The 23,479-nt window shown below is 70.8% G+C and carries 21 protein-coding genes and 3 tRNA genes; 10 read left to right on the top strand and 14 right to left on the bottom strand.

Going from position 1 to position 23,479, the window contains the following annotated elements; translation table 11 throughout:
- Nucleotides 1–6: 6 nt before the first annotated feature.
- The 6 genes from ABJI51_RS42025 to ABJI51_RS42000 are packed head-to-tail and all read right to left on the bottom strand — an operon-like array spanning nucleotide 7 to nucleotide 3,212.
- Complete coding sequence (locus ABJI51_RS42025) at nucleotides 7–693, bottom strand: HAD family hydrolase (protein ID WP_348956791.1); 687 nt, start codon at nucleotides 691–693, stop codon at nucleotides 7–9.
- 57 nt (nucleotides 694–750) lie between these two features.
- Nucleotides 751–1,146, bottom strand: coding sequence for a PPOX class F420-dependent oxidoreductase (locus ABJI51_RS42020; RefSeq protein WP_348956790.1), 396 nt, complete (start codon nucleotides 1,144–1,146; stop codon nucleotides 751–753).
- A gap of 9 nt (nucleotides 1,147–1,155) precedes the next feature.
- Entirely contained in the window at nucleotides 1,156–1,551 is a 396-nt protein-coding gene (locus ABJI51_RS42015; RefSeq protein ID WP_348956789.1) for a PPOX class F420-dependent oxidoreductase, read from the bottom strand.
- 28 nt (nucleotides 1,552–1,579) lie between these two features.
- Nucleotides 1,580–2,047 (bottom strand): 2-C-methyl-D-erythritol 2,4-cyclodiphosphate synthase, encoded by a 468-nt coding sequence (gene ispF / locus ABJI51_RS42010; RefSeq protein ID WP_348956788.1) that lies wholly within the window; start codon nucleotides 2,045–2,047, stop codon nucleotides 1,580–1,582.
- Nucleotides 2,044–2,670, bottom strand: a complete 627-nt coding sequence (locus ABJI51_RS42005; protein WP_348956787.1) for an IspD/TarI family cytidylyltransferase — start codon at nucleotides 2,668–2,670, stop codon at nucleotides 2,044–2,046. The genes ispF and ABJI51_RS42005 overlap by 4 nt, the downstream gene beginning before the upstream one ends.
- A gap of 50 nt (nucleotides 2,671–2,720) precedes the next feature.
- Nucleotides 2,721–3,212, bottom strand: coding sequence for a CarD family transcriptional regulator (locus tag ABJI51_RS42000; protein WP_348956786.1), 492 nt, complete (start codon nucleotides 3,210–3,212; stop codon nucleotides 2,721–2,723).
- Nucleotides 3,213–3,498: 286 nt separating this feature from the next.
- On the opposite strand from ABJI51_RS42000, the gene ABJI51_RS41995 reads away from it, so the two are divergent.
- Both ABJI51_RS41995 and radA read left to right on the top strand, forming a co-directional pair.
- The gene (locus tag ABJI51_RS41995) at nucleotides 3,499–4,194 is read left to right on the top strand and encodes a copper chaperone PCu(A)C domain-containing protein (RefSeq protein WP_348956785.1); all 696 of its coding nucleotides are present in this window, start codon (nucleotides 3,499–3,501) and stop codon (nucleotides 4,192–4,194) included.
- A gap of 181 nt (nucleotides 4,195–4,375) precedes the next feature.
- Complete coding sequence (gene radA, locus ABJI51_RS41990; RefSeq protein WP_348956784.1) at nucleotides 4,376–5,734, top strand: DNA repair protein RadA; 1,359 nt, start codon at nucleotides 4,376–4,378, stop codon at nucleotides 5,732–5,734.
- On the opposite strand, the gene ABJI51_RS41985 is transcribed toward radA, so the two are convergent.
- Both ABJI51_RS41985 and ABJI51_RS41980 read right to left on the bottom strand, forming a co-directional pair.
- A complete protein-coding gene (locus tag ABJI51_RS41985) occupies nucleotides 5,735–6,820 on the bottom strand; it encodes a hypothetical protein (protein ID WP_348956783.1) in 1,086 nt (361 codons plus the stop codon).
- On the bottom strand, nucleotides 6,813–7,406 hold the full coding sequence (locus tag ABJI51_RS41980; RefSeq protein WP_348956782.1) for an RNA polymerase sigma factor: 594 nt from the start codon (nucleotides 7,404–7,406) through the stop codon (nucleotides 6,813–6,815). The genes ABJI51_RS41985 and ABJI51_RS41980 overlap by 8 nt, the downstream gene beginning before the upstream one ends.
- A gap of 110 nt (nucleotides 7,407–7,516) precedes the next feature.
- On the opposite strand from ABJI51_RS41980, the gene ABJI51_RS41975 reads away from it, so the two are divergent.
- Entirely contained in the window at nucleotides 7,517–8,194 is a 678-nt protein-coding gene (locus ABJI51_RS41975; RefSeq protein ID WP_348956781.1) for a contact-dependent growth inhibition system immunity protein, read from the top strand.
- A gap of 95 nt (nucleotides 8,195–8,289) precedes the next feature.
- Nucleotides 8,290–8,883, top strand: a complete 594-nt coding sequence (locus tag ABJI51_RS41970) for a C39 family peptidase (protein WP_348956780.1) — start codon at nucleotides 8,290–8,292, stop codon at nucleotides 8,881–8,883.
- Here the strand turns inward: ABJI51_RS41970 and ABJI51_RS41965 are convergent.
- The 6 genes from ABJI51_RS41965 to ABJI51_RS41940 all read right to left on the bottom strand — a co-directional run bounded on the left by ABJI51_RS41965 (nucleotide 8,880) and on the right by ABJI51_RS41940 (nucleotide 17,055).
- On the bottom strand, nucleotides 8,880–10,145 hold the full coding sequence (locus ABJI51_RS41965) for an alpha/beta hydrolase family protein (protein ID WP_348956841.1): 1,266 nt from the start codon (nucleotides 10,143–10,145) through the stop codon (nucleotides 8,880–8,882). The two genes, ABJI51_RS41970 and ABJI51_RS41965, sit on opposite strands and share 4 nt — an antisense overlap.
- A gap of 45 nt (nucleotides 10,146–10,190) precedes the next feature.
- Nucleotides 10,191–10,757 (bottom strand): ArsR/SmtB family transcription factor, encoded by a 567-nt coding sequence (locus tag ABJI51_RS41960; protein WP_348956779.1) that lies wholly within the window; start codon nucleotides 10,755–10,757, stop codon nucleotides 10,191–10,193.
- Nucleotides 10,758–10,847: 90 nt separating this feature from the next.
- Nucleotides 10,848–11,375 (bottom strand): hypothetical protein, encoded by a 528-nt coding sequence (locus ABJI51_RS41955; protein ID WP_348956778.1) that lies wholly within the window; start codon nucleotides 11,373–11,375, stop codon nucleotides 10,848–10,850.
- A gap of 88 nt (nucleotides 11,376–11,463) precedes the next feature.
- Nucleotides 11,464–13,995, bottom strand: a complete 2,532-nt coding sequence (otsB, locus tag ABJI51_RS41950; protein ID WP_348956777.1) for a trehalose-phosphatase — start codon at nucleotides 13,993–13,995, stop codon at nucleotides 11,464–11,466.
- A 35-nt stretch (nucleotides 13,996–14,030) separates the two neighbouring features.
- Nucleotides 14,031–15,473, bottom strand: coding sequence for an alpha,alpha-trehalose-phosphate synthase (UDP-forming) (locus ABJI51_RS41945; protein WP_348956776.1), 1,443 nt, complete (start codon nucleotides 15,471–15,473; stop codon nucleotides 14,031–14,033).
- An 82-nt stretch (nucleotides 15,474–15,555) separates the two neighbouring features.
- A complete protein-coding gene (locus ABJI51_RS41940; RefSeq protein ID WP_348956775.1) occupies nucleotides 15,556–17,055 on the bottom strand; it encodes a threonine/serine exporter family protein in 1,500 nt (499 codons plus the stop codon).
- A gap of 181 nt (nucleotides 17,056–17,236) precedes the next feature.
- Between ABJI51_RS41940 and ABJI51_RS41935 the strand changes: the two genes are divergently transcribed.
- The 6 genes from ABJI51_RS41935 to asnB all read left to right on the top strand — a co-directional run bounded on the left by ABJI51_RS41935 (nucleotide 17,237) and on the right by asnB (nucleotide 23,456).
- Nucleotides 17,237–17,309, top strand: a tRNA-Thr gene (locus ABJI51_RS41935).
- 375 nt (nucleotides 17,310–17,684) lie between these two features.
- Nucleotides 17,685–17,758, top strand: a tRNA-Arg gene (locus tag ABJI51_RS41930).
- A gap of 1 nt (nucleotide 17,759) precedes the next feature.
- A tRNA-Glu gene (locus ABJI51_RS41925) sits at nucleotides 17,760–17,831 on the top strand.
- Between the two features lie 232 nt (nucleotides 17,832–18,063).
- Complete coding sequence (locus ABJI51_RS41920; protein ID WP_348956774.1) at nucleotides 18,064–18,924, top strand: alpha/beta fold hydrolase; 861 nt, start codon at nucleotides 18,064–18,066, stop codon at nucleotides 18,922–18,924.
- A 575-nt stretch (nucleotides 18,925–19,499) separates the two neighbouring features.
- Nucleotides 19,500–21,371 carry an AfsR/SARP family transcriptional regulator gene (locus ABJI51_RS41915; protein ID WP_348956773.1) on the top strand — a complete coding sequence of 624 codons (1,872 nt, stop codon included), beginning with the start codon at nucleotides 19,500–19,502 and terminating at the stop codon, nucleotides 21,369–21,371.
- 216 nt (nucleotides 21,372–21,587) lie between these two features.
- Nucleotides 21,588–23,456, top strand: a complete 1,869-nt coding sequence (gene asnB / locus ABJI51_RS41910) for an asparagine synthase (glutamine-hydrolyzing) (RefSeq protein WP_348956772.1) — start codon at nucleotides 21,588–21,590, stop codon at nucleotides 23,454–23,456.
- Nucleotides 23,457–23,479: the final 23 nt, after the last annotated feature.

Raw genomic sequence — 23,479 nt, 5'->3', positions numbered from 1 at the left:
AGGCGGTCAGGCCACCCCGAAGCCGCGCAGGGCTGTGAGCAGGGCGTCCGGCCGGTCGGCGGTGGGCAGCGGATCGACCAGCGCGAACTCGCAGCCGAGCGCGCGGGCACCGCCGTCGGCCTCCTCGCTGTCGCCCACCATCAGCGTGTCCGTGGCGGGCACGCCGAGGGCCTGCACGGCCCGGCGGAAGATCTCCAGCTCCGGTTTCACCGCGCCGACCTCGAACGACAGGACGAACTCGTCGACGTAGGCGTCCCAGCCCCGGGCAGTGAAGGCCGGCCGGATGTCGAAGGCGATGTTGCTGAGCACGCCCACCTTCAGCCCGCGCTCGGCGGCGGCCTTCAGCGCGGCCTCGGTGTCCGGGTACGGCGTCCACTGGCTGGGATCGATGAGCCGGTTGTACAGCGCCAGCGCCTGTTCCGGACGCGGGACGCCGGACTTCCGGAGCACTTCGAGGTAGACCTTGCGGTGCAGCTGCGGGTCGCGGTCCCGGTGGTTCCATGCGTGCAGGTACTCGGCGTCGAGCTCGACGACCTGCCCGACCGGGGCGGTCATCCGGCGCATCAGCTCGGCCTGCGCCTCGATGTCGAGCGGTTCGCCGTCGTGGTTGGTCAGCTCGGTGAGCCAGGACTCGTCCTGCTCGAGCCGGAACAGCGTGCCGGAGAAGTCGAACAACACCGCCCTGATCGTCATGCGGTTCAGCGTAGCGAGATCGCGGACACCGCAGCGGCGCCCGCGACCTGCGTCACGTCACGCCGCGTAGCCGGTGATCTTCTCCGGGACCACGCGCACGACCACGCGGACCGCCTCCGGCGGCTCGGCGCGGAAGTTCTCGCCGGTGTACTTCTTGGCCAGCTCGTCGATCAGCTCCCGGCCGCCTTCCTCGGTGATCTCGGCGCGGCCGCGGATCTCGACGTAGCTGAGCGGGTCGTTCATGTCGAACACCGACAGCGAGACCCGCGGGTCCCGGCTCAGGTTCCGCTCCTTGAGACGACCGCGCAGGGTGGAGAAGACCACCGTGTCGCCGTCACGCTTGGCCCAGATCACCGACGTCTGCACCGAGCCGTCGGCGTTGATCGTGGCGACCACGGGGAAGTTGTTGCCGTCGAAGAGCGCCTTGGTCGTTTCGTTGAAAGTCACAGCCATGGTGGGAGACTATTTCACGTTGCCGGCGATCTTTTCGACGTGCAGGCGGACGACGACGCGTTCGACCTCGGCGCTCTCCTCCGGCGCGTCCCGGCCGAGGTACTTGTGGCTGAGGGCCTTCGGCAGGGCCTTCTCCGGATCCGGGGTGATCGTGACGGTGCCGCGCAGCTGCGTGTGCCGGTAGGGGTTCGCCGCGTCGGTGATCGAGACGCTGATGCGGGGGTCGCGCCGGAGGTTGCGGACCTTGCGGCGGTCCTCGGTCGCGCTGAAGACGAGATCGCCGTCGTCGAGGCCGATCCAGACGACGGACGTCTGCGGGCCGCCGTCGGGGTCGAGGGTGGCGACGGTGGCGAAGTTCGGGCCGTCGACGAGCGCACGGACCTCGTCGGGAAGAGTGAGGGACATATCACGCCGAACCGGCGCCGGTGCGGCCCTATTCCGCGGCCAGCAGCAGGGCCGTCGCGAAGGCCGCGATGCCCTCGCCGCGCCCGGTCAGGCCCAGGCCGTCCGACGTCGTGCCCGAGACGCTCACCGGGCCGCCGACCGCCTCCGACAGCACCTTCTGCGCCTCTTCGCGTCGCTTCCCGATTCGCGGCGCGTTGCCCACGACCTGCACCGACGCGTTCCCGACCCGCCAGCCCGCGGCCTCGATCAGGCCCCTGACCTCGACGAGCATGTCCACGCCGTGGGCGCCGTCCATCCGCGGGTCGCCCGTGCCGAACACCGCGCCGAGGTCGCCGAGGCCTGCCGCCGACAGCAGGGCGTCGCACAGCGCGTGGGCCGCGACGTCGCCGTCGGAGTGCCCCGCGCAGCCGTCGGCGTCCGGCCACCGCAGGCCCGCCATCCAGCACTCGCGGCCCGGTTCGATCGGGTGGACGTCCACCCCGTTGCCGACCCTCACAGCGTCTCCTCGTCCCTCGGGGCCGCCGCGATCGCCTCGGCCAGGCAGAGTTCGAAATCGCTCGTGACGCGCATCGCGTCCGGGTGCCCCGGCACGGTCGCCGCGCCCGCCGGCGCCGACGCCGGGTAACCGGCCGCGCGGAAGGCGTCGAGCGTGAAGCCGATCGGCGTCTGGGCCGTGCGCAGCCGGGTGCGGTCCTCGGTGCCGACGATCAGCGACTCGGCGTCGGTCACCTTCACTGTGTCGGCCATCGGGAGTACGGGGACGACCACCGGAGCGCCGTCACGGACCGCAGTGATCACATCACGCACGGTTTCGGCAGGAATGAAGGCCCGCAGAGCGTCGTGGAGGAGTACAACTGAGTCACGGGGAAGATCGGGCTCGACGGCGGCGAAGGCCTGCCGGAGCGAGCCGGGCACGACCCGGCAGCCGAGACCGGCGACGGCCTCGGAAAACGACGACGCACACCGCTGGGGGGCCGCCACGAGCACCGAAGAGATTTCCGGTACGCCGAGCAGCCCCCGCACGGTGTGCGTGAGCAGCGCCTCACCATGGACCGGCGTGAGAGCAAGCTCCCCGTCGGAGGCATGATGTGCGACGGTCACGATCGCGACGACGTTCATCGGTTCGCGATCGTAGAGGCATCCAGCCCGGCAGGCGGGACGCCCTGGGCTCAGACCGCCGCGGTTTCCAGAACTTCGTCGAGGAGGACCTCCGCCTTGTCCTCGTCGGTGCCCTCCGCGAGCGCGAGCTCGCTGACCAGAATTTGCCGCGCCTTCGCCAGCATGCGCTTCTCACCGGCTGAAAGTCCGCGGTCCTTCTCTCGCCGCCAGAGGTCGCGCACCACTTCGGCCACCTTGTTCACGTCGCCGGAGGCGAGCTTCTCGAGGTTGGCCTTGTACCGACGAGACCAGTTGGTGGGCTCTTCGGTGTGGGGAGCACGCAGCACGTCGAAGACGCGGTCCAGTCCTTCTTGCCCGACGACATCGCGGACGCCGACGATCTCGGCGTTGTCGGCAGGCACGCGAACCGTGAGATCCCCTTGCGCGACCTTGAGGACGAGGTACTTCTTTTCCTCGCCCTTGATCACGCGGGTCTCGATGGCTTCGATGAGTGCGGCACCGTGGTGCGGGTAGACGACGGTCTCTCCGACCTTGAAAACCATGTGTCCTCTGCCCCTTTCGCTGACTCCATCCTAGCACGGGCCGCCAGTGCCCACCTAGCGGGCCGGACTCGTCCTCGCAGGTCAGCGGCCTGAGCGGGGGTTGACAAACGTTGGGCCCCCGTGCTCACGCAGGTAGCGGGGAAGCGTTTCGTCACAGGACTGGAATTCCTTTGTGGACGGTTGATCTTGGGCACCGCGCCGCGGCAACGCACACCGGTTCCGCGGCGGAGATCGCGCCCGGCTAGTCTTCGCGGTGACGAGGCCGTGAAAAGGGAAGGACTGCGACGTGAGGCTGCAGAATCGTCGCGTGCTCGGCGCGGGCGTGCTGGCGCTCGGTGCCGCGCTCGTGCTCGCCGGGTGCGGGGCCGGCCAGATCACCCAGACCGACTCGCAGCAGCCCGCGGTCAACGGCACGCACGCCCAGGTCAAGACCATCGACCTGCGTGACGCCGCCGTCCAGTACCCGCCGTCCGGCCCCGGCTACGCGGCGGGCGCGACCCCGGCGCTGACGCTGACGATCGTGAACCGCGGCGCCCAGGACGACGCGCTCGTCTCGGTGACGACCGAGGACGGCGCCCAGGCCACCATCACCGGCTCGAAGGACGTCGTCGCGGCCCACTCCCTGGTCATCGGCCCGGCCGACGCGGTCGAGTCGACCAACGAGGTCCTGCCCACGTCCTCGGGCGCGCCGACCTCCTCGTCGAGCGCCCCGACGTCGTCGGGCACGCCGACCGCCGGCAGCAGCTCGGCGACCGCCAGCCCGGGCAACCTGACCGCGACCGCGACGTCCGAGGCCCCGTCGTCCGGCCCGGCCGCGACGCCGACCGCGCCCGAGGTTGTGGGCAAGGCCACCGTGACGCTGCCCGCGCTGAAGCAGCCGCTGTGGCCGGGACAGACCATCAAGGTGACGTTCGTGTTCAAGAACGCGGGCCCGGTCACGGTCGAACTGCCCGTCGCGGCGCCCGCGCACGTCAAGGAGTAGGTCCGCACTCACCCGCGGCACCCCAGAGTCCGGCAAGGTCGCTGAGCCGCGGGGTGACCGGACGTCATGAAAGAGTCGTTCACCTCGTCCGACGTCATGAAAGAGTCGTTCATGTCGTGGGGTGGAGGCTCCGGGGGGGCGGGTCCCCGGTTTTGTCGGTGGTCGCCGATAGCCTCGCGGGGTGAAGAAAGGGACCACCTACCGCTGCGGCAGCTGCGGGTACGAAGCGGCCAAGTGGCTGGGCCGGTGTCCGGAGTGCCAGGAATGGGGCTCCTTCGAGGAACGCGGGGCCCCGGCCAAGCCGGCGATCCAGCGCGTCGCGGCCGGCGCGCCGAGTGCGCCTGCCCGGCCGATCGGCGAGGTCGACGTCGAAGCCGCGCGGGCACGCCGCACCGGCGTTCCGGAGCTGGACCGGGTGCTCGGTGGCGGCCTGGTGCCCGGCGCCGTCGTGCTGCTCGCGGGTGAACCCGGCGTCGGCAAGTCGACCCTGCTGCTCGAGGTCGCCTACCAGTGGGCGAAGACCGTCGACCGCTCGCTGTACGTCACCGGTGAGGAGTCCGCGGGCCAGGTCCGGCTGCGTGCGGAACGGACCGGCAACGTCCACGACCGCATGTACCTGGCCGCCGAGAGCGACCTGGCGGCCATCCTCGGGCACGTCGACGACGTCAAGCCGGGTGTGCTGATCGTCGACTCGGTGCAGACCATGGCGTCCCCGCAGGTCGACGGCTCGCCGGGCGGCGTGACGCAGGTCCGCGCGGTGACGTCCGGGCTGGTCGCGCTGGCGAAGGAGCGCGGGCTGCCCGTGGTGCTCGTGGGGCACGTCACGAAGGACGGCACGGTGGCGGGCCCGCGCGTCCTGGAACACCTGGTGGACGTCGTGCTGCAGTTCGAGGGCGACAAGCACTCGACGCTGCGGATGGTGCGCGGCATCAAGAACCGGTTCGGCGCGGCCGACGAGATCGGCTGCTTCGAGCTGCAGGAAGAGGGCATCGTCGGGGTGCCGGACCCGTCCGGGCTGTTCATCAGCCGCACGGAGGAGGCGGTGTCGGGCACGGCCATCACGGTTTCGCTGGAAGGCAAGCGGCCGCTGCTGGGCGAGGTCCAGGCGCTGGTGTCCTCGACATCGGCACCCCAGCCGCGGCGCGCGGTGAGCGGCCTCGACTCCTCACGCGTGGCGATGGTCCTGGCGGTACTGGAGAAGCGCGGCGGGCTGAAGCTCGGCGACAAGGACGTCTACGCGGCCACCGTCGGCGGCATGAAGATCACCGAGCCGGGCATCGACCTGGCGCTGGTGCTGGCGTTGACGTCGAGCTTCGAAGACGTCGCCCTGTCGCCCCGCCTGGTATCGGTCGGCGAAGTCGGGCTGGCGGGCGAGATCCGGCGCGTACCCAGCGTGGGCCGCCGCCTAGCGGAGGCGGCCCGGCTGGGGTTCACGCACGCGCTCGTGCCGCCGGACTCGGGTAAGCCGCCGGCGGGGATCCGGGTGCTGGAGGTGTCGAACGTCGCGGATGCGCTGAACGCGGCCAGCCACGCCCGTTGATCACCCGGAGGTGCGGGTGATCGCGAACGTGTACACCGCCTGTGGCCCGGTCACCGTCGCCGGCGCGACCGGGCGCAGGTTCGTGGTCGTCGGCAGCGCCACGGTCGTCGTCACCGGCACGTGCTGGTAGCTCGGCGGTGCTGCCTCCGACGTGACCGGGAGGTCGCTGGAGCGGGTGATCATCGTCGGCGGGACCGGGCTGTCCCAGGCCAGCAGCTGGAGCGTCGCCTGGTCCAGGTACAGCCGCTGGCCCGTGTCCTTGGCGCCGAGGACCAGGGCGGGCCTGCCGTCCGGTGCGTGGCCCGGCACGACGAACGCACCGGGGACGTCGCCGAACGCCTGGCTCAGTGCCAGCCGCACGTTCTTGGGGGCCAGCCCCAGCTCCAGCACGCTGCGCACCATCGTCAGCGAGTCCGTGGGGGCGAACCGGCTGTCCTTCCAGCGGGCGCTGCTCTCGTTCGTCAGCCGCTTGGCGAGCGCCGCCCGGTCCGGGACCAGTGCCGCGACGAAGGCCGCGTCGGGCTGCTGCCAGCCCGCGGCGGTGTCGTCGGGAAACCGGCCGCCCGGACCGTATTCGTCGCGGGGGGTCAGGTTGATCTGCACCTTCGGCTCCTCGACGCCGGACACCGCGCCGGTCCACATCGTGCGCCGGTGCCAGACGCCTGCCGGGTCGGCGGGGATCCACAGCTCGATCTTCTGCTGGAGCAGGGCGGGCTTGCCGAAGACGATCTGCGCCACCCAGACCAGTTTCTGCGCGTAGCGGAACTCGCCGGGAGCGAGCGGGCGGTCGAGGTCGGGGAGCGCCACGGCAGGCCGGGCCGGCTCGGGTGCCGGGGACGACAGCACGGAAGCGCCGACCGCGAGCCCGCCGACCAGCGTGACGACGGCCGCGGCCACCGCGAGCCAGCGCCACGGGCCCGCGCGGCGGGTTTCGGGAGGTGCCTCCTCGCCACCGGCCGCCGCGAGCAGCGACGCGCGGGCGAAGGCCAGCCCGTCGTCCTCCTCGGCGACGTCGCTGTTCAGATCCGCCAAGGCCGCGTCGAGTTCGGCTTCGGACCAGATCTTCCGGACGTTGTCTTCACGCAAGGTCCTGCACCTCCTCTTGGGCCGGGGCGTTCGTCCTGAGCCAGCGTCTGATCCGGTGCAGCCGCGACCGGACGGTACCGGGCGGGATGCCGAGTGCTTCGGCGACCTCGGCGGGCTCCAGCCCGGCCCACGACACGAGCAGCAGCGTGTCGCGGTCGGCCGGGCTGAGCTTGGCCAGCGCGCCGGCCAGCTGCGCGGTCCGCAGCTGGGCGTCGACCTGCTCGGCGACGCGGCTGTCGTGCCCGGCCTGGCTGGTCTCGCCGGTCCGCGCGAGCCGCGCGGTGGCCTGCAGCCCGCGCAGCTCGGACCGGACGTGGTGGCGCAGCAGGTTGGTGGCGATGCCGTAGAGCCACGACCGCGCGGTGCCCAGCTCGGGCCGGTAGGTCTCCCGCCGCCGCAGCGCGACGAGGAAGGTCTCGGCGACGAGATCGTTCGCCGGTTCGGCCCCGACCCGCCGCGCAAGGTACCGCCGAAGCGCGGCGGCATGGGCGTCGAAGAGCCGCCCGAAGGCCGGCCCGGGCTCGGGCCCGCCCAGGTCGGGGCGGTCGTGGCCGCCGAGCTCCGATCCCTCGTGGATCACCTGCATGCCCCCAGTTGCCCGCAGCGTTCGCGAGCGTTCACGGCGAACCTACCTTCGTCGCGGCCGGGCACCGGCACCACACTGGTCCCGGCACCCTTGCCCTGGATGGAGTATTGATGATCGTGAAGTGCCTCGCCGGATCCGGCAGGCAGCGGGTCACGCCCGCCTACGGCCTGACCTACGTCCGCCCGCCGGAGTTCCGGCTGACCCGGGGCCGGGAGTACGAGGTCTACGCGCTGGCGCTGTTCGAGCAGGGCCCGGCGTTCCTGGTCCGCAACGACGACTGCTACCCCGAGTGGTACGCGGCCGGCGTGTTCGAAGTCCTCGGCAGCGAGGTGCCGGGTGGGTGGCGGGCCGGCCGGGGTGCCGGCTACGAGCTGGTTCTCGGCTATCCCGAGCTGGCCGCCTCGGCGGCCGGGATGGCCGAGCTGGTCGAACTGCGGCGGGACGCGCTGCGGGACTTCGCCCGGCAGGTGCAGGACCGGATCGGGGCGTTCCCCGTCGCCGCGGCGCCGTCCTTCGCCGCGGTCGCCCGCCTGGCCGGGGAGTTCCACCAGGACTACGACCTGGTCGCCGACACACCGCTCGGGGTCGCCGACTTCTGCCTCGAAGGCCAGGACGACGAGCGGCAGGCCGTCGTGGCCGAGCTTGACGCGCTCTTCGCCGCCGGGATGGACGACGTCATCGCGCACCGGATCTGGCTCGTCGAAGGCGAGGCCTCCTACGATCCCGTGCGCGACGGGCTGACCTGCCTCGAGTGGCTGGCCCGGCTCCGGGACCGACTTTCGTCGTGACCCATCCGGGGCACGGGCGGGACAGAACTCCGGCTTGATCGAGATCATCTTCGGATGCGGTGCCGTGCGGTGCCGCGACCGGGGGAAGGATCGTCATGCGCAGATTCCGCTGGAGCTTCGTCACGCTCGTGGCCGCCCTGGGGCTCGTCGCCCTGCCCGCGGTCGCCGAAGCGCGGACCGAGGCCGTGCTCGCCATCCAGTACCAGGTGCAGGAAACCGGCTACTGGTGCGGCCCGGCCGCCACGCGGATCGCCATGTCCGCGCGCACCGGGAACCTGCCGAGCCAGGCCACGCTCGCGGCCCAGCTCGGCACCACCACCGATGGCACCAACTGGATCGGGCAGATCACCGGCGTCCTCAACCGGGATCTCGGCACCTCCTGGTACGAGACCAAGGAGATGCCGAACGACCCGCCCACGCAGGCCCAGCGCGACCTGCTCTGGCGCGACATCGTCCTCGACATCGGCAACGGCTACCCGATCGTCGCCAACATCGTCGCGCCCCCGGACAACCACCCGCCGGGCTACCCGAACGAGACGATCTACCACTACTTCACCGTCATCGGGTACGACAGCTCGGACATGACCGTCAAGATCGCCGACCCGGCGAACTTCGGCGGGAACTCGATCTACTGGCTGACCTTCGACCAGCTGGCGACGCTGATCCCGCCGAAGGGCTACTCCGCCTAGACGCCCAGCAGTCCCCAGTACACCGCCCACGGGACGAACACCACGCCACCGGCCAGCAGCACGCCCAGCCGTGGGGTCCGGTGCCGCCACCAGGCCACTGCCGTGCCGATCGTGGCGGCCACCGTGCCCAGTGACAGCAGCTGGAGCGCCAGCCACGGCAGCGGGCGGCCGGCGACCACCGGGCCCAGCGCCTTGCCCATCGTCACCTGGAGCACGACGTCGACGGCCAGGAAACCGAGCACCGTCACCAGCCCGGTCGTGGCCAGCCAGCGCGCGGACCGGGCCGCCGGGCCGCGCCGGAACAGCGGGTACCAGGCGAACGCCGCCAGCAGGAACACCAGCGCCGCCAGCTGCAGCCAGACCGGCTCGTACCAGCGCAACGGCGTCACCGCGGCGCTCGGCCGGTCCTGCGGGGGCGGCGCGTCGGCGGTCGACGTCGCGGGCAGGTCGTGCACCCACGTGCCCACCAGCTCCAGGTAGCCGGGCGCGTAGCCCGGCAGCTTGTCGAAGCCGTCCGAGGTGCGGCGCAGCTGGTGTTGCGCGTCCGGGAAGACGCGCAGCGTGTACCGCGCCAGTGACGACCGGAAGATCTCGACGGCCTCGCCCGGCGGTGTCAGGACGTCCTTCGCGCCCCACAGCCCGAGCACCGGCTGGCGCAGGCTCTTCAGCACCGGCACCGGGTCGTAGTGCGCCTCCGGGAACACCCCGCCCGCGGCGAGCTGGCGCAGCATCGTCGACGTCGCCATCCGCACGAGCGAGCCGTCCATTCCCAGGCGCCGCAACTGGTTCTCGACCGCCCACGCCTGCTGGCGCGACGGCTCGACGCCGTTCGCTCCGAGCGTGACGACGAACGCGACGTCCGCGGAACGGGAAGCCGCCAGCGGCGCGACCCAACCCCCTTCGCTCAACCCCCAGACGCCGACGCGTGCCGGATCCACTTCCGGCCGCTTCCGCAGCGCCGCGACCGCGGCCAGCGCGTCGTCCGCGAGCGTCGAGTACGACCGCTCGAACTGGGAATAGCCTTCGGTGCGCTTGTCGTAGATCAGCGTGGCAATGCCTTGCCGCGCAAAGGCTTCCGCCTGGTCGCGGTAGTCCTCCCGGCTGTGTGCCCCCGAGCCGTGGACCATCACCAGGCCCGGCAGTTTCGTGCCGCCGGGCGGAGCGACGACCGTGCCGTGCAACGTCACCCCGCCGTTCGTGAACGTGACTTCGCCGTCCGCGGCGGACGCCGGTGGTGCCAGCGCCGTGACCGCCAGCGCCACCCCGGCGAGCAGAACCCCTCTTCGCATGTGAAATCCCCTGTCATGTCATTCCCCTGGATCCGGGAACGCGAGCCAGCGCACGAGCACGCGCCGCGCTTCCGGTGACCGGTCTTCCTCGGTGCGCCAGTACCGGCGAAACAGCTCCATGTAGTCGTGCCAGAGCTGCTGCAGCTCTTCTTCGGTGAGCCACGTGGCGCCGCGCGCGAAGAGCAGCGCGTCCGGCCAGCCGCCGGGCAGCTCGTCACGCTTTTCCGCGAACCGGTTGAGCTTTTCGAGGTCGTCCTCGAACCCCTGGCGCTGCATGTCGTCGAACAGCATCCGGGATTCGGCGCTCTGCTCGCTGCGGCGCGGCCACCGGATGTCCCGCGGCCGCGTCCGCCACCACCGTTCCTTGCCCCTGGCCAGCTCGGGGACGTCCTCGACGAACCCGAACCGGGCCAGCTCCCGCAGGTGGTAGCTGGTCGCGCCGGTGTTCTCGCCAAGGGCTTTGGCGAGCTTCGTGGCCGTCGCCGGCCCGGCCGACAGGACGCCGAGGATCCGGCGACGCAGCGGGTGGGTGACGGCCTTGAGGGCGTCCGGGTCGAGTTCTTCCGGTGGTGGAGCGCTGGTCATGACTCCATCGTAGCCGTGCAGAGAAAAGTATGCAAAGAAAATTCTGCACAGCGGACACGCAGGTGCGGCGCTGGAAGGGGCTTCCTCAGATCACCAGATCGGGTGGTCGCTGAACTTCCGCAGCGTCTGCACCGACGGCCGCACGTAGAACATGCCCACCAGGAACCCGATGGTGGCCAAGGCGAGCGTCGAGAACGTCGTGAGCAGGTCGGGCGCGGCCAGCTCCGGGCTGTCGCGCCAGACCCGGAACACGACGGGCACCGCGAACGACCCCAGGATCAGCACCAGCGTCAGCACGTAGGTGAACACCAGCGCGGTGCGCGTCGCCGCGGCGCTGGCCACCACGAGGTAGTCACCGCGCAGGCAGCGGCGGCACGTCAGCACCAGCACCGCCATCGCCAGCACGCCCAGCGGCGGCAGGACCGCCGCGGCCTTGCCCAGCAGCGTGTCCGGGAACGCGTGGCCGTGCACGACGCCCTGCAGGAACGTGGTGAGCCCGAACAGCAGCACCGTCCCGGCGATCATGGAGCTGCCGACGACCACCGACCCCCACCGCACCCGGGCGGCGAACCGGGGCGGCAGCGGCACGAACTCGACCTGCCCGTAGGTTCCCTGCACCCGTCTCACCTCCGAATGCTCTGAAGGCCACCATAAGGGCACGGGATGCCGTCATGGTGGCCTTCGGAGGCAGTTCGGACCGAAAGGGCTAACTCGCCGCCAGCAAGTTGGCGCACCGGATCAGCCCGATGTGGGAATAGGCCTGCGGATGATTGCCCAGCGACCGTTCCGCGATCGGGTCGTACTGCTCGGGCAGCAGGCCGGTCGGGCCCGCGGCCGCGACGATCTGGTCGAACAGCTCCTGCGCTTCGGTGCGGCGCCCGGTCAGCAGGTACGCCTCGATCAGCCACGCCGCGCAGATGTGGAAGCCGCCTTCGCCGCCCGGCAGGCCGTCGTCGCGGCGGTAACGGTACACAGTGGACCCACTGCGCAGCTCCGCCTCGATCGCGGTCACCGTCTGCTGGAACCGCTCGTCGGCCGGGTCGATCAGCCCGGTGAGCCCGACGAACAGCGAGGCCGCGTCGAGGTCCGTGCCGTCGTAGGCGGTGGTGAAGGCCTGGACCTCTTCGTTCCAGCCGTTGGTGAGGACGTCGTTCTTGATCTCCTCGCGCAGGCCGGGCCAGTTGCCGGGGATCTCCCGGCCGTACTGCTCGCCCAGCTTGATCGCGCGGTCGATCGTCACCCAGCACATGACCCGCGAGTAGACCCGGTGGCGCGGCACGTGCCGCTCCTCCCAGATCCCGTGGTCGGGCTCGTTCCAGCGCCGCGTCACGGCTTCGGCCATCGCGCGCACCATCTGCCAGTCCTCGTCACGCAGCTCGCCGCGCGCCGAGGCCAGGGTCTGCACCAGCTCGACGACCGGGCCGAAGACGTCCAGCTGCACCTGGTGGTTCGCCAGGTTGCCGACGCGCACCGGCCGCGAACCCGCGTACCCGGGCAGGGATTCGATGACCGCTTCGGCGCCGATCACGCTGCCCGCCAGGGTGTACAGCGGGTGCAGGCGCTCCGGGCCCGCCAGCGTCGCGAGCACGCCGTGGAGCCACCGCAGGTAGCCTTCGGCCTCCTCGATCGAGCCGAGGTGCACCAGCTCCCGCACGGTCATCGCGGCGTCGCGGATCCAGCAGTAGCGGTAGTCCCAGTTGCGGACGCCGCCGATCTCCTCCGGCAGCGACGACGTCGCCGCGGCGAGCACCCCGCCGGTGTCGGTGTTGCACAGCCCGCGCAGCGTCAGGGCCGAGCGCAGCACCAGGTCGGTCTGCACCTTCGGCAGCTGCAGCTTCGACGTCCACTCGCTCCAGTAGCGGCCCGCGCGGTCGCGACGCTCCACTTCGGACAGTTCGTGCGGGCTGAGGTCCGTGGTGCCGCACCGCAGTTCCAGCACCACCGGCTGGGTCGGCGTCGGCTGCACCAGCGCGGTCGCGGTGTCGTGCAGGCCGTCGGAGGTGATGGTCCACTCGACGCCCGGCGAGTACAGCACGAACGGCTCGGACGTGCCGAGCACCCGCACGCCGCCCTCGGTGACCTCCAGCTTCACCGGCACGCCACCGAACTCCGGCCGCGGCGCGAACTTGACCGACGCCACCGCCTCCCCGGAGATCACCCGGACCAGGTCCGTCCGGTGTGGAGCGCTTTCCGGCTCGAGGTAGTCAGTGACGAGCAGGCGCGACCAGCGCGTCTCGACCGTCATCGTGTTCGGCAGGTAGCGCTGGCCCAGCGGCAGGCCGTTGCGGTGCGGCTTGATGGAGAAGTGGCCGGCGCTCTCGCCGCCGAGCAGGTCGGCGAACACCGCGGGCGCGTCCGGCCCGGGGTGGCACAGCCAGGTCAGCTTGGCGTCCGGCGTCAGCAGCGCGACCGACCGCTCGTTGGCCAGCATCGACAGCCGCTCGATCGGCGGCGCCGACTCGCCGTACAGCCAGTTGCGGCGCTCCTCCAGCAGGAACCCGAGCACCAGCGCGACGTCGACGGTGTCCGGCACGCGGAACGCGGCCAGCGTCTCGCCGTCGCCGACCTTGATGCCGAGGTCCGGGCCGGAGAGCCGGGCGAAGGCCTTCTCGTCGGTGACGTCGTCGCCGAGGAAGATCGCCGCGGTGGCGCCCACCTGGTGGCGCAGGATGTCCAGCGCGCGGCCCTTGTCCGTCTGGACGACCGCGAGCTCGACGACCTCCTTGCCGTCGGTGGTCGAGACGCCCTCCCACTTCGACGGTCCGGAGTGGACGGCCGCCAGCACGCGGCGGCCCGCCTCGTGCTCGGCGCGGCGCACGTGCACCGCGATGCTGGCGGGCTTGACCTCCAGCGACACGCCCGGGACGTCCAGCACGAGCTGCTCGAGCTCGGACTCCAGCCGCCGGTGCAGCTCCCGCGCCTTCTCGTCGAGGGCGTGGATGAAGCCGATGTCGAACTCCGAGCCGTGGCTGCCGACGAGGTTCACCTCGGCAGGCAGCCGCGAGAGCGTGGCGAGGTCACGCAGCGCACGGCCGGAGATGACCGCGGTGGTGGTCTCGTGCAGCCCGGCGAGTGATCGGAGAGCGCCGACGGACTCCGGCAGCGGGCGGGCCTCGTCCGGGTTCAGCGTGATCGGCGCCAGCGTGCCGTCGTAGTCGCAGGCGACCAGCAGACGCGGAGTACGGGCGATCTGGACGATCGCCCGCCGTAGCTCGGCGGGCAGGGCCTCGGCAGTCAACACTCCTCCTCAGGAGCTCGTGCTTGGTCGTTCGGTCAGTCGACCGCCTCCGCACCCAGAGCCTGTAGGAAGGAGCGCGCCCAACGATCGACATCGTGCGTGAGGACCTGGCGACGCATGGCGCGCATCCGGCGACGGCCCTCTGCCGGGTCGAGGGTAATGGCAGCCACTAGAGCATCCTTCACCCCGTCCAGGTCGTGGGGGTTGACGAGGAATGCGCTAGAGAGCTCCGCGGCGGCACCCGCGAACTCGGAAAGCACCAGCGCACCGCCCAGATCGTGCCGTGCGGCGACGTACTCCTTGCAGACCAGGTTCATGCCGTCACGCAGGGGTGTCACGACCATGACATCGGCAGCCGAGAAGAAGGCGGCCAGCTCGGTGCGGTCCACGGACTGGTGCAGATAGTGCACGACCGGGTGGCCCACGCGGGCGAACTCGCCGTTGATCCGGCCGACCATCTGCTCGATCTCGCCGCGCATCCGCTGGTAGTGCTCCACGCGCTCGCGGCTCGGGGTGGCGAGCTGGACGAACGTGACGTCGTCCGGCTGCAGCCTGCCCTCGTGCAGCAGCTCGTGCAGCGCCTGCAGCCGCAGGTCGATGCCCTTGGTGTAGTCGAGCCGGTCGACGCCGAGCAGGACCGTCTTGGGGTTGCCGAGGTCGCGTCGCAGCTGCGCGGCCCGCTCCTGGACGCCCTTGGTGCGGGCGAGGCTGTCGAGCCCGGCGGCGTCGATGGAGATCGGGAAGGCACCGACCCGCACGGTCCGGTCGCCGACCTGCATGGTGCCCGGCCGCGACCGGACGCCGACCGCGCCGCGCGTCGACTCGAGGCCGATCAGCTGGCGGCACAGCCACAGGAAGTTCTGGGCCCCGCCGGGGCGGTGGAAGCCGACCAGGTCGGCTCCGGTGAGGCCGCGGATGATCGCCGCGCGCCACGGCATCTGCATGAACAGCTCGACCGGCGGGAACGGGATGTGCAGGAAGAAGCCGATGCGCAGGTCCGGTCTCAGCTCACGCAGCATCGCCGGCACCAGCTGCAGCTGGTAGTCCTGGATCCACACGGTCGCGCCCGGGGCGGCGACCTCCGCGCTGGCCTGGGCGAACCGGCGGTTCACCTTGACGTAGCTGTTCCACCACGCGCGGTCGAACACCGGGCGCTCGACGACGTCGTGGTAGAGCGGCCAGAGCGTCGCGTTGGAGAAACCTTCGTAGTAGTCGCGGACCTCGTCGGCGCTCAACGAGACCGGGTGCAGCACCAGGCCGTCGTCGTCGAACTCCTCCACGTCGACGTCCGGCACGCCCGGCCAGCCCACCCAGGCGCCCTTCCTCGACCGCAGGAACGGCTCGAGCGCCGACACCAGCCCGCCCGGGCTGGCCGTCCAGCGGCGCTCGCCGTCCGCCGTGCGTTCGAGGTCCACCGGTAGCCGGTTCGCCACGACGACGAAATCGGCCTGGTTCGTGTTCTCCTTCGGGTCACTCACGTCGACAGCTCCTCGCGTTCTGGGTCGCGGCCCCAGAGTGAAACCCTATCGCGTGAGCGATGAACAGTCCGTGACCTCTGGGTTACTCCAAGCTCCGTTCCGTCGGTTCGAGCGGGCCGGCCATGCGTGGTCCGGCGAACCGCCGTTCGAGCCTGCCCAGCCCGGTGCGGACCGGCTGGGCGAGCCATTCCCCGAGTACCACGCCCGCTGCCAGGGCAAGCCCGATTGCGACGGCCGTCATGAGCGTCGAGATGTTGCCGCTCGGCTCGACCCCGATCTGGTACAGACCACGGTAGGTCGACAGCCCCGGAAGCAGCGGAGTGATCCCGGACACGGCGACCACCAGTGGAGTAACGCCGAGCCGCCGGGCCAGCACGCCACCGCAGAACCCGACCAGCGTCGCGGCCACCGCGGACGAGCTGACGCCGTCCAGCTTGGCGAGGGTGAGCGAGCCGTAGACGGCGGCGCCGATGCCCCCGGCGGCCGCGGCGACCAGCATGGCCCGCATCTTGGAGTAGCTCGCGAGGGCGAAGCAGGCGGCGGCGCCTGCCCCGCCGAGCACGACGAGCGGCAGCTGCTGCGGCGTCGACCCGGTCACCTCCGGCAGCGGGGTGCGCGGCAGGCCGAGCATGACGGCGATCCGCAGCGCGAGCACGACCCCGGCGATCAGGCCCGCCGACATCAGGGCGGTCTCCATGGTGCGGCCGGCGGCGGTGACGTTGTAGCCGGTGATGGCGTCCTGCACGGCCGAGACGGTGGACAGCCCGGACAGCAGCACGGTGACCGCGGCCGCGACGACCAGCGTCGGCTTGTCGGTGGTCAGGATGTTGCTGCTCACGATGGCCATCGCGGAGAGGGTGGCGACCATGCCGCCGATGACCTGCTGGAAGAAGAACGGCAGCCCGTACCGGTTCACGACCCGCCCGACCCGGTCGATGACGCCGCTGATGACGAACGCGACGAGCGCGATGTCGAACCCGCCCCCGAGCAGGATGGTGACGAACGCGGCGACCCCGCCCCAGGCCAGCGTCGCGACCCAGCGCGGGTACGGGTGCGGCGCCGAGGTGATCCGCTCCAGCTCGGTCTGCGCCTGCTCGGCCCCCATGTGCCCGCGCACGATCTTCCGCACGAGCTTCTCGGTCTCGGTCAGCCGGGTGTAGTCCAGGCTCCGGCTCCGCACGACCCGCAGCGCGGTGATCGGCGAGAGGTCGCTGCCGCGGTGGCAGGTCACGGTGATCGAGGTGAAGATGACGTCGACCTCGCAGTGCGGCAGCCCCAGCGCCGAGGCGATGGCGAGGATGGTCGCGGTGACGTCGGAGGCCCCGGCCCCGCTGGCCATCTGGACCTCCCCGATGCGCAGCGAGAGGTCGAGCACGAAGTTGACGGTGGCCTCGTCGGGCAGCTGAGGCCCCATGGCCTCGGCGGCATCGACGGCGGGCAGCTCCCCGGTGGGCGCTTCGAGAACGTGCCACGGACGGCGCTTGAGGAGGGCGGGACGGTGGACCCGAGGCCGTTGCGCGGGCGGTTCGAGCAGCGGCCATCTGGTCGCCTTGCCCCCGTTGGTGCGCTCGTTGATCCTCATGATCCATCCACCTCCTCGCTGCTGTCCCCGATGACCATCGACGGCTACCCGCCGACCGTTGCACGGATCATCAAGTGGCGTCCACCACGTTGCTCCATAGTGGCCTCGAGCTGCGGATCCTGCCTCCCGGACGGATCTTGGAACCGGGCCCGATACACTGGGGTCGGCGCTTCGGTGCCAGGCCGGTATAGCTCAGCTGGTAGAGCATCTGTCTTGTAAACAGAAGGTCAGGGGTTCGAGCCCCCTTGCCGGCTCCCTCTCCTCCTCGCAATGGGCATCTCCCTCACTGCGTGGGAGGGGTGCCGGATGACGCGACCGGCTTTGATCGCTTTCCTCGCCTTCGCCGTGGCCGCCGGTAAATGCGTTGCCCTCGCCCGGCCGTGTCGGCGACGATGTGTCCACCACGAACCGAGGAGCCGGCATGACGCACACGCAGAGGCGAGAAGCGCGGCATATCGCCGTGATCGCCGGTGTGCTCCGGCCGCCCGGACCCGGCTCTCCGCCGTGACGTAGTCACGGCATGGGAGCCGCCCGCCGGGGAAACCTGGTCAGGGCGGCTTTTTCGTGTGTCCACAAGACTTTTCTCCGCGCTCGTCTCGGCCGCAAACCAGTGCGGGCGACGCGGGTGCGCCTCCGTAGCTCAGCGGGACAGAGCAGCGGCTTCCGGAGCCGCAGGTCGCAGGTTCGACTCCTGCCGGGGGCACGGCGCGTTGGTCCAGCGGTACGGATTCCCGGTTCTCACCCGGGGGACCCGGGTTCGACTCCCGGACGCGCTACGAAACACCGGAACGGGAGACGCGCCGGAGCGCGGGTGATCCTTGCACGATCGCCCCGGTGGGTTCGACACCCACGTCTTCCACCGTGGCCGATGCCGAAGGAGACGAGGCCCCGGGCTGTGGCCCCGGGTGAAGCCGGTGCGAGTCCGGTCGGCCACTCAAGCGCACGCCCCGAAACTGTCGGTACCCCCGGTTACGCTCCTCCCCGATCCGACGACCAGGGGAGCAGCCCATGACCACGACGCACACACTCGAAACGTCCGAAGCCGACATCGTCTACGACATCCACGGGCCCTCGCCCGCCGACAGCCCGCGGCCGCTGCTCATGGTCGGGCAGCCGATGGCCGCCGAGGGGTTCGGCACCCTCGCCTCCTTCTTCCCCGAACGAACCGTGGTCACCTACGACCCACGGGGGCTCGGGCGCAGCGTCCGCAAGGACGGGCGGGAGGACCACGTGCCCGCCGTCCAGGCGGCGGACATCCACGCCGTCATCCAGGCGCTCGGCGGCGGGCCCGTCGAGATGTTCGCCAGCAGCGGGGGTGCCGTCACGGCGCTCGCGCTGGTCACCGCGCACCCCGGTGACGTCAGCACCCTCGTCGCCCACGAGCCGCCGCTCGTCACGGCGCTGCCCGACGCCGCGGCCGCCGAACGGGCAGGCCAGGCGATCCGGGACGCCTACCAGGCCAAGGGCTTCGGTGCCGGGATGGCGGCCTTCATCGCGATGACGTCGTGGCAGGGCGAGTTCACCGACGCCTACTTCGCTCTCCCGCCTGCGGACCCGGCCCAGTTCGGCCTGCCGGTGGAGGACGACGGCCGCCGGGACGACCCGCTGCTGACCGAACGGTCCCTCGCCGTCACCGCGTTCCGGCCCGACGTCGACGCGCTGCTCGCGGCGCCCACGCGCATCGTGATCGGGGTCGGTGAAGAGTCACGGGACGTCATGACCGGGCGTGCTGCGCTGGCGACCGCCGGGCTGCTCGGGCAGGAGGCCGTCGTCTTCCCGAGCCACCACGGCGGGTTCCTCGGCGGCGAGTTCGGCTACGCCGGGCAGCCCGAGGCCTTCGCGAAGAAGCTGCGGGAGGTGCTCGGGTGATCCACAGTGGAATTCCATCGTTCGCCTGACCGAAACACTGGTCCGTTGGGGTGACAGCCGAAGTGTATTTCGCGGTAATGCGGGGTTGGCCCTGCGTTTGCCTTTTCGACAGCGATTCGATCACGGTGGATTGATCATGAATTGCACGGCGTGATCATTCGGCGTTGTCTGCTCCGAACGGCGTAAACGTGGGACGTCTCATTTGTCCGAACACGAGGAGCAGGCTTCGTGAATCCGGCAAAACCGGCAGGAGGTGGTGGACAGGGCGGCCGCGCGGGCCGCGGCCGATCCGGTGGTTGCGCACTGTATGCGGGTTGACCTCGGGTGACGACGCCGGGTAGCCTGCTTGCGGCACAAGTCGATCTACGAATGTGTCGCCTGGGGTGGTGGTCGATGGGGAACTGGGGCGTCCGGGCGCTGCGCTGGATGCGGAAAACCTACCTGCGATAAACAACGATGTTCGGCGTGCGGGCCTGGGGAGGTGTCGATTCGACGCTGACTTTCGTGGGTGATCGCAACACATTTCCGTGAGCCGAGGATTCGGTGACCGGAATCGTCATCTGGGGGATGGTCGGGTGTTGCTGCAATTCAAGCTGCTGGGTCCGCTGTGCGTGCTGTCCGATGAGCGGGACATCACGCCGAGCGCGCCCAAGCTACGGGAAATCCTCGCGCTGCTGATCGTGCGGGCCAACCAGTTCGTGTCGACGACCGACCTCGTCGACGAAGTCTGGGGCGCGGATCCGCCGCGCAGTGCCCAGGTGACCGTGCAGACGTACATCCACCGGCTGCGGAAGTCCTTGTTCCCCAAGGAATCCGGGCACGAGCCCGCCGGGTTGCACACCGGCTGGCACGGCTACCGGCTGGAGATCGCGGCGGAGGCCGTCGACAAGATCCAGTTCGAGCACATGGCCCAGCAGGGCAGTGCCGCGCTGGAGAACGGTGAACCCGGGGAGGCCACCGAGCTGCTGCGGCACGCCCTGCGGCTGTGGCGCGGCCCGGCGATGAGCGATGTCGAGACCGGCGAGCTGCTCAGCGCGTACGCCGTGCGGCTGGAGGAGAGCAGGCTGCGGGCGCTGGAGGGCCGGATCGAGGCCGACCTGCAGCTGGGGCGGCACCGCGGCCTGGTCAGCGAGCTGAAGGAACTGACCATGACCCAGCCCCTCCACGAGGGGTTCCACAGCCAGCTGATGCTCGCCCTGCACCGGTGCCAGCGCCGCGACGAGGCCCTCGACGTCTACCGGCGGTTCCGCGCCCGGCTCGTCGAGGAGCTCGGCCTGGAACCGTCGCCCGACCTGCAGCGCCTGCACCGCTCGCTGCTGACGGCGGAGGCCGAGGCGCGGCCGGCGCCGGAGGTGCCCGCCGAGCGGGTGCAGGTCGACGCGCCCGCGCAGCTGCCCAACGACATCGCCGACTTCACCGGCCGCGCCGAGCTGATCAGCTCGGCCGTGCAGTGGCTCTCGCCCGCCGAACGCACCGACGACGGCCTGCGGATCGTGTCGGTGATGGGCATGCCCGGCGTCGGCAAGTCGGCGTTCGCGATCCGGGTCGCGCACCGGCTGCGGCAGGCGTTCGGCGACGGCCAGTTCTACGCCCGGTTCGGCACGTCCGGCACCGGCCCGAACGAGGTGCTTGGCCAGTTCCTGCGTGCGATCGGGTTTCCCGCCGACCGGCTGCCGGACACCGTCGAGGAGCGCGCGACGATGTTCCGCAGCTGGAGCGTCGACCGCAGCGTCCTGGTGGTGCTCGACGACGTGCTCTCGGACGCCGACGTCCAGCCGCTGCTGCCGGCCGGGCCGCGGTGTGCCGTCGTCGCGACCGCGTGCTCCGGGCTGCAGGGCCTGGCCGGCACGCACACGATCGACCTCGAGCCGCTGACCGGCGAGGAAAGCCTCGAAATGCTGTCGGTGATCGTCGGCCGCGACCGGATCGCCGCCGAACGCGACGAGGCACGCAGCCTGGTCGCGTTGTGCGGGTACCTGCCGCTGGCGGTCCGGTGCCTCGGCGCGCGGCTGCGGTCGGTGCCGGGCTGGCCGGTGCGGAACATGCGCCAGCACCTGGAGACCAGCAACCGGCCGCTGGACCTGCTGCAGTTCAACCAGCTCGACGTCCGGTCGCGGCTGGCGGGCAGCTACCGGACGGTGCCGCCACCGGCCCAGACGGCGTTCCGCCTGCTCCCGACGCTGGGCACGGGCTCGTTCACGGCGGTGGAGGCGGCGGTCCGGCTCGACTGCCCGCCGAAACGCGCGGAGGCGCTGCTGGCCCGCCTGGTCGGGCACGGGCTGCTGCGCATCCAGAAGGACATGGTCGAGGACGGCCCGGTGCGCTTCGAGTTCCACCCGATCACCCGGTGCTACGCCGAGGAGCTGCTGGGTTCGGAGAACGACGCGATGCCGTACCTGTGGCCGATGTACATGCGCACGGTGCTCGGCTTCCGCAACCACGCCTGACTCCGGCGGTCCCCAAACGCCCCAAGGTGGCCTTGGTTGCTCCATCCATGCCCCCGCCACCGCCCTCAACGGAGGCGCTTCGCGCCGCGGTGCTGATTCAGCGCACCGAAGGCCACCTTGGGGCGCTTCCCCTGGTCTCCTCCCGACCCCCTCCGAGGTGCTGTCGAGGCGGGTTCGAGCCGTGGTCGACAGGCTCGGCCTGAGCCGAACGACCAGATGGAGGCCAGCATGTGTGGTATCGCCGGGTGGGTGGACTTCGGACGTGATCTGTCCGGGGAACGCGCCACGATCGACGCGATGAACGAGGCCCAGAAGCACCGCGGCACCGATGCCCGCGGGGTCTGGTGCGCCGCCGACGTCGCGATCGGGCACACCAGGACCTCGGTGATCGACCTGGCCGGTGGTATCCAGCCGATGTTCGCGGAGGAGGACGGGCGGACCATCGCCGTGCTGACCTACTCCGGGGAGGTCTTCAACTTCAAGGAACTGCGCAACGAACTCGAACGCCGGGGGCACCGCTTCCGCACCCGCAGCGACACCGAGGTCGTGCTGCGCTCCTACCTCGAGTGGGGTGCCGACTGCGGCAAGCACCTCGAAGGCATGTACGCCTTCGGCGTCTGGGACCTGCGCACCGAAACCCTGCTGCTGGTCCGGGACCGGTTCGGCATCAAGCCGCTGTTCTACAGCCTGCAGCCCGAAGGCATCATCTTCGCCTCCGAACCGAAGGCGCTGCTGACGCACCCGCTGACCAAGGCGACCGTCGACCTCGACGGCCTGCGCGAGGTCTTCTCCACCGCCAAGCGGCCCGGCGAGGCCGTCTTCCGCGACCAGGACCAGCTGCGGCCCGGCCACACCCTGTCGATCAGCCGCAAGGGCGTCGTCGACCGGACGTACTGGGAGCTGGAAGCCAAGCCGCACACCGACGACCTGCCCAACACCATCTCGCACACCCGGCAGCTGCTCGAAGACATCGTCCTCGGCCAGCTGACCGCCGACGTCCCGCTCTGCACGCTGCTCTCCGGTGGCCTCGACTCCAGCGCCGTTACCGCAGTCGCCGCGAGCTGGCTGCGCAAGAACGGCGAACGTGTCCGCAGCGTCACCACCACCTACGTCGGCTACAGCGAGAACTTCAAGCCGGACGACACCCGCGACACCGCCGACGGCCCGTTCGCCGACGAACTCGCCCAGCACGTCGGCGCCGAGCACATCCACCTGGTGCTCGACACGCGCGACCTGATGGACCCGGAGGTCCGGCTGGCCGCGCTCACCGCGCAGGACATGCCGACCACCGCCGGCGACATGGACGCCTCGCACCTGCTGATGATGCGGGCCACCCGCGAGCACTCGATCGTCGCGCTGACCGGCGAGGTCGGCGACGAGGTCTTCGGCGGGTTCCGCTGGATGCACGACGAAGAACTCGTCCGCTCCGGCACCTTTCCCTGGATCGCCAACGAAAAGCGGGTGCCCGGCTGCGTCAAGGGCCAGGGCCGCGGGCTGTTCAACGACGGCTTCCTCAAGAAGCTCGACATGGACACCTACTACCGCGAGACCTATGCACAGGCGCTGCGCGAAACCCCGCACCAGGAAGGGGAAAGCGAGTACGAGAGCCTGATGCGGACGGTCCGCTACGTCAAGCTGATGCGCTGGCTGCCGATGCTGCTCGAACGCGGTGACCGGCTGGCCGCGGCGTGCGGGCTGGAGGCGCGGCTGCCGTTCCTCGACCACCGGCTCGTCGAGTACATGTACAACACGCCGTGGGAGTTCCAGTCGTTCGACGGCCGCGAGAAGAGCATCCTGCGTGCCGCCGTGAAGGACCTGCTGCCCACGTCGGTGATCGAGCGGCGCAAGGCGCCCTACCCGGTCACCCAGGACCCGGCCTACACCGAGGCGCTGCACGCCCTGCTCGCCGAGACACTGTCCGATCCGGACGCGCCGATCCTGCCGCTGCTCGACCAGCAGGCCGTCAACGAGGTCTATCGGCACCCCAAGGGTGTCTCGCAGGACTGGCCGAGCCGGATGAACGTCGAAATGGTGCTGCAGATGAACACCTGGCTCAAGCACTACGGCATCACGCTCGACATCTGACCCGCCGACCGCAGAAGGGAGCA

Source organism: Amycolatopsis melonis, assembly GCF_040064235.1.
Taxonomy (GTDB): domain Bacteria; phylum Actinomycetota; class Actinomycetes; order Mycobacteriales; family Pseudonocardiaceae; genus Amycolatopsis; species Amycolatopsis melonis.
The sequence above is the reverse complement of the archived record's forward strand: the minus strand, read 5'-3'. Positions and strand labels throughout refer to the sequence as shown.

What these genes read in the sequence shown, in the direction of transcription:
- ABJI51_RS41970 (WP_348956780.1), top strand. Translation starts at nt 8,290, where the DNA reads ATGCGCAGATTCCGCTGGAGCTTCGTCACGCTCGTGGCCGCCCTGGGG.
- ABJI51_RS42015 (WP_348956789.1), bottom strand. Translation starts at nt 1,551, where the DNA reads ATGTCCCTCACTCTTCCCGACGAGGTCCGTGCGCTCGTCGACGGCCCG.
- ABJI51_RS42020 (WP_348956790.1), bottom strand. Translation starts at nt 1,146, where the DNA reads ATGGCTGTGACTTTCAACGAAACGACCAAGGCGCTCTTCGACGGCAAC.
- ABJI51_RS42000 (WP_348956786.1), bottom strand. Translation starts at nt 3,212, where the DNA reads ATGGTTTTCAAGGTCGGAGAGACCGTCGTCTACCCGCACCACGGTGCC.
- ABJI51_RS41975 (WP_348956781.1), top strand. Translation starts at nt 7,517, where the DNA reads ATGATCGTGAAGTGCCTCGCCGGATCCGGCAGGCAGCGGGTCACGCCC.
- ABJI51_RS41960 (WP_348956779.1), bottom strand. Translation starts at nt 10,757, where the DNA reads ATGACCAGCGCTCCACCACCGGAAGAACTCGACCCGGACGCCCTCAAG.
- ABJI51_RS41980 (WP_348956782.1), bottom strand. Translation starts at nt 7,406, where the DNA reads ATGCAGGTGATCCACGAGGGATCGGAGCTCGGCGGCCACGACCGCCCC.
- ABJI51_RS42025 (WP_348956791.1), bottom strand. Translation starts at nt 693, where the DNA reads ATGACGATCAGGGCGGTGTTGTTCGACTTCTCCGGCACGCTGTTCCGG.
- ABJI51_RS41920 (WP_348956774.1), top strand. Translation starts at nt 18,064, where the DNA reads ATGACCACGACGCACACACTCGAAACGTCCGAAGCCGACATCGTCTAC.
- ABJI51_RS42005 (WP_348956787.1), bottom strand. Translation starts at nt 2,670, where the DNA reads ATGAACGTCGTCGCGATCGTGACCGTCGCACATCATGCCTCCGACGGG.
- ABJI51_RS41940 (WP_348956775.1), bottom strand. Translation starts at nt 17,055, where the DNA reads ATGAGGATCAACGAGCGCACCAACGGGGGCAAGGCGACCAGATGGCCG.
- asnB (WP_348956772.1), top strand. Translation starts at nt 21,588, where the DNA reads ATGGAGGCCAGCATGTGTGGTATCGCCGGGTGGGTGGACTTCGGACGT.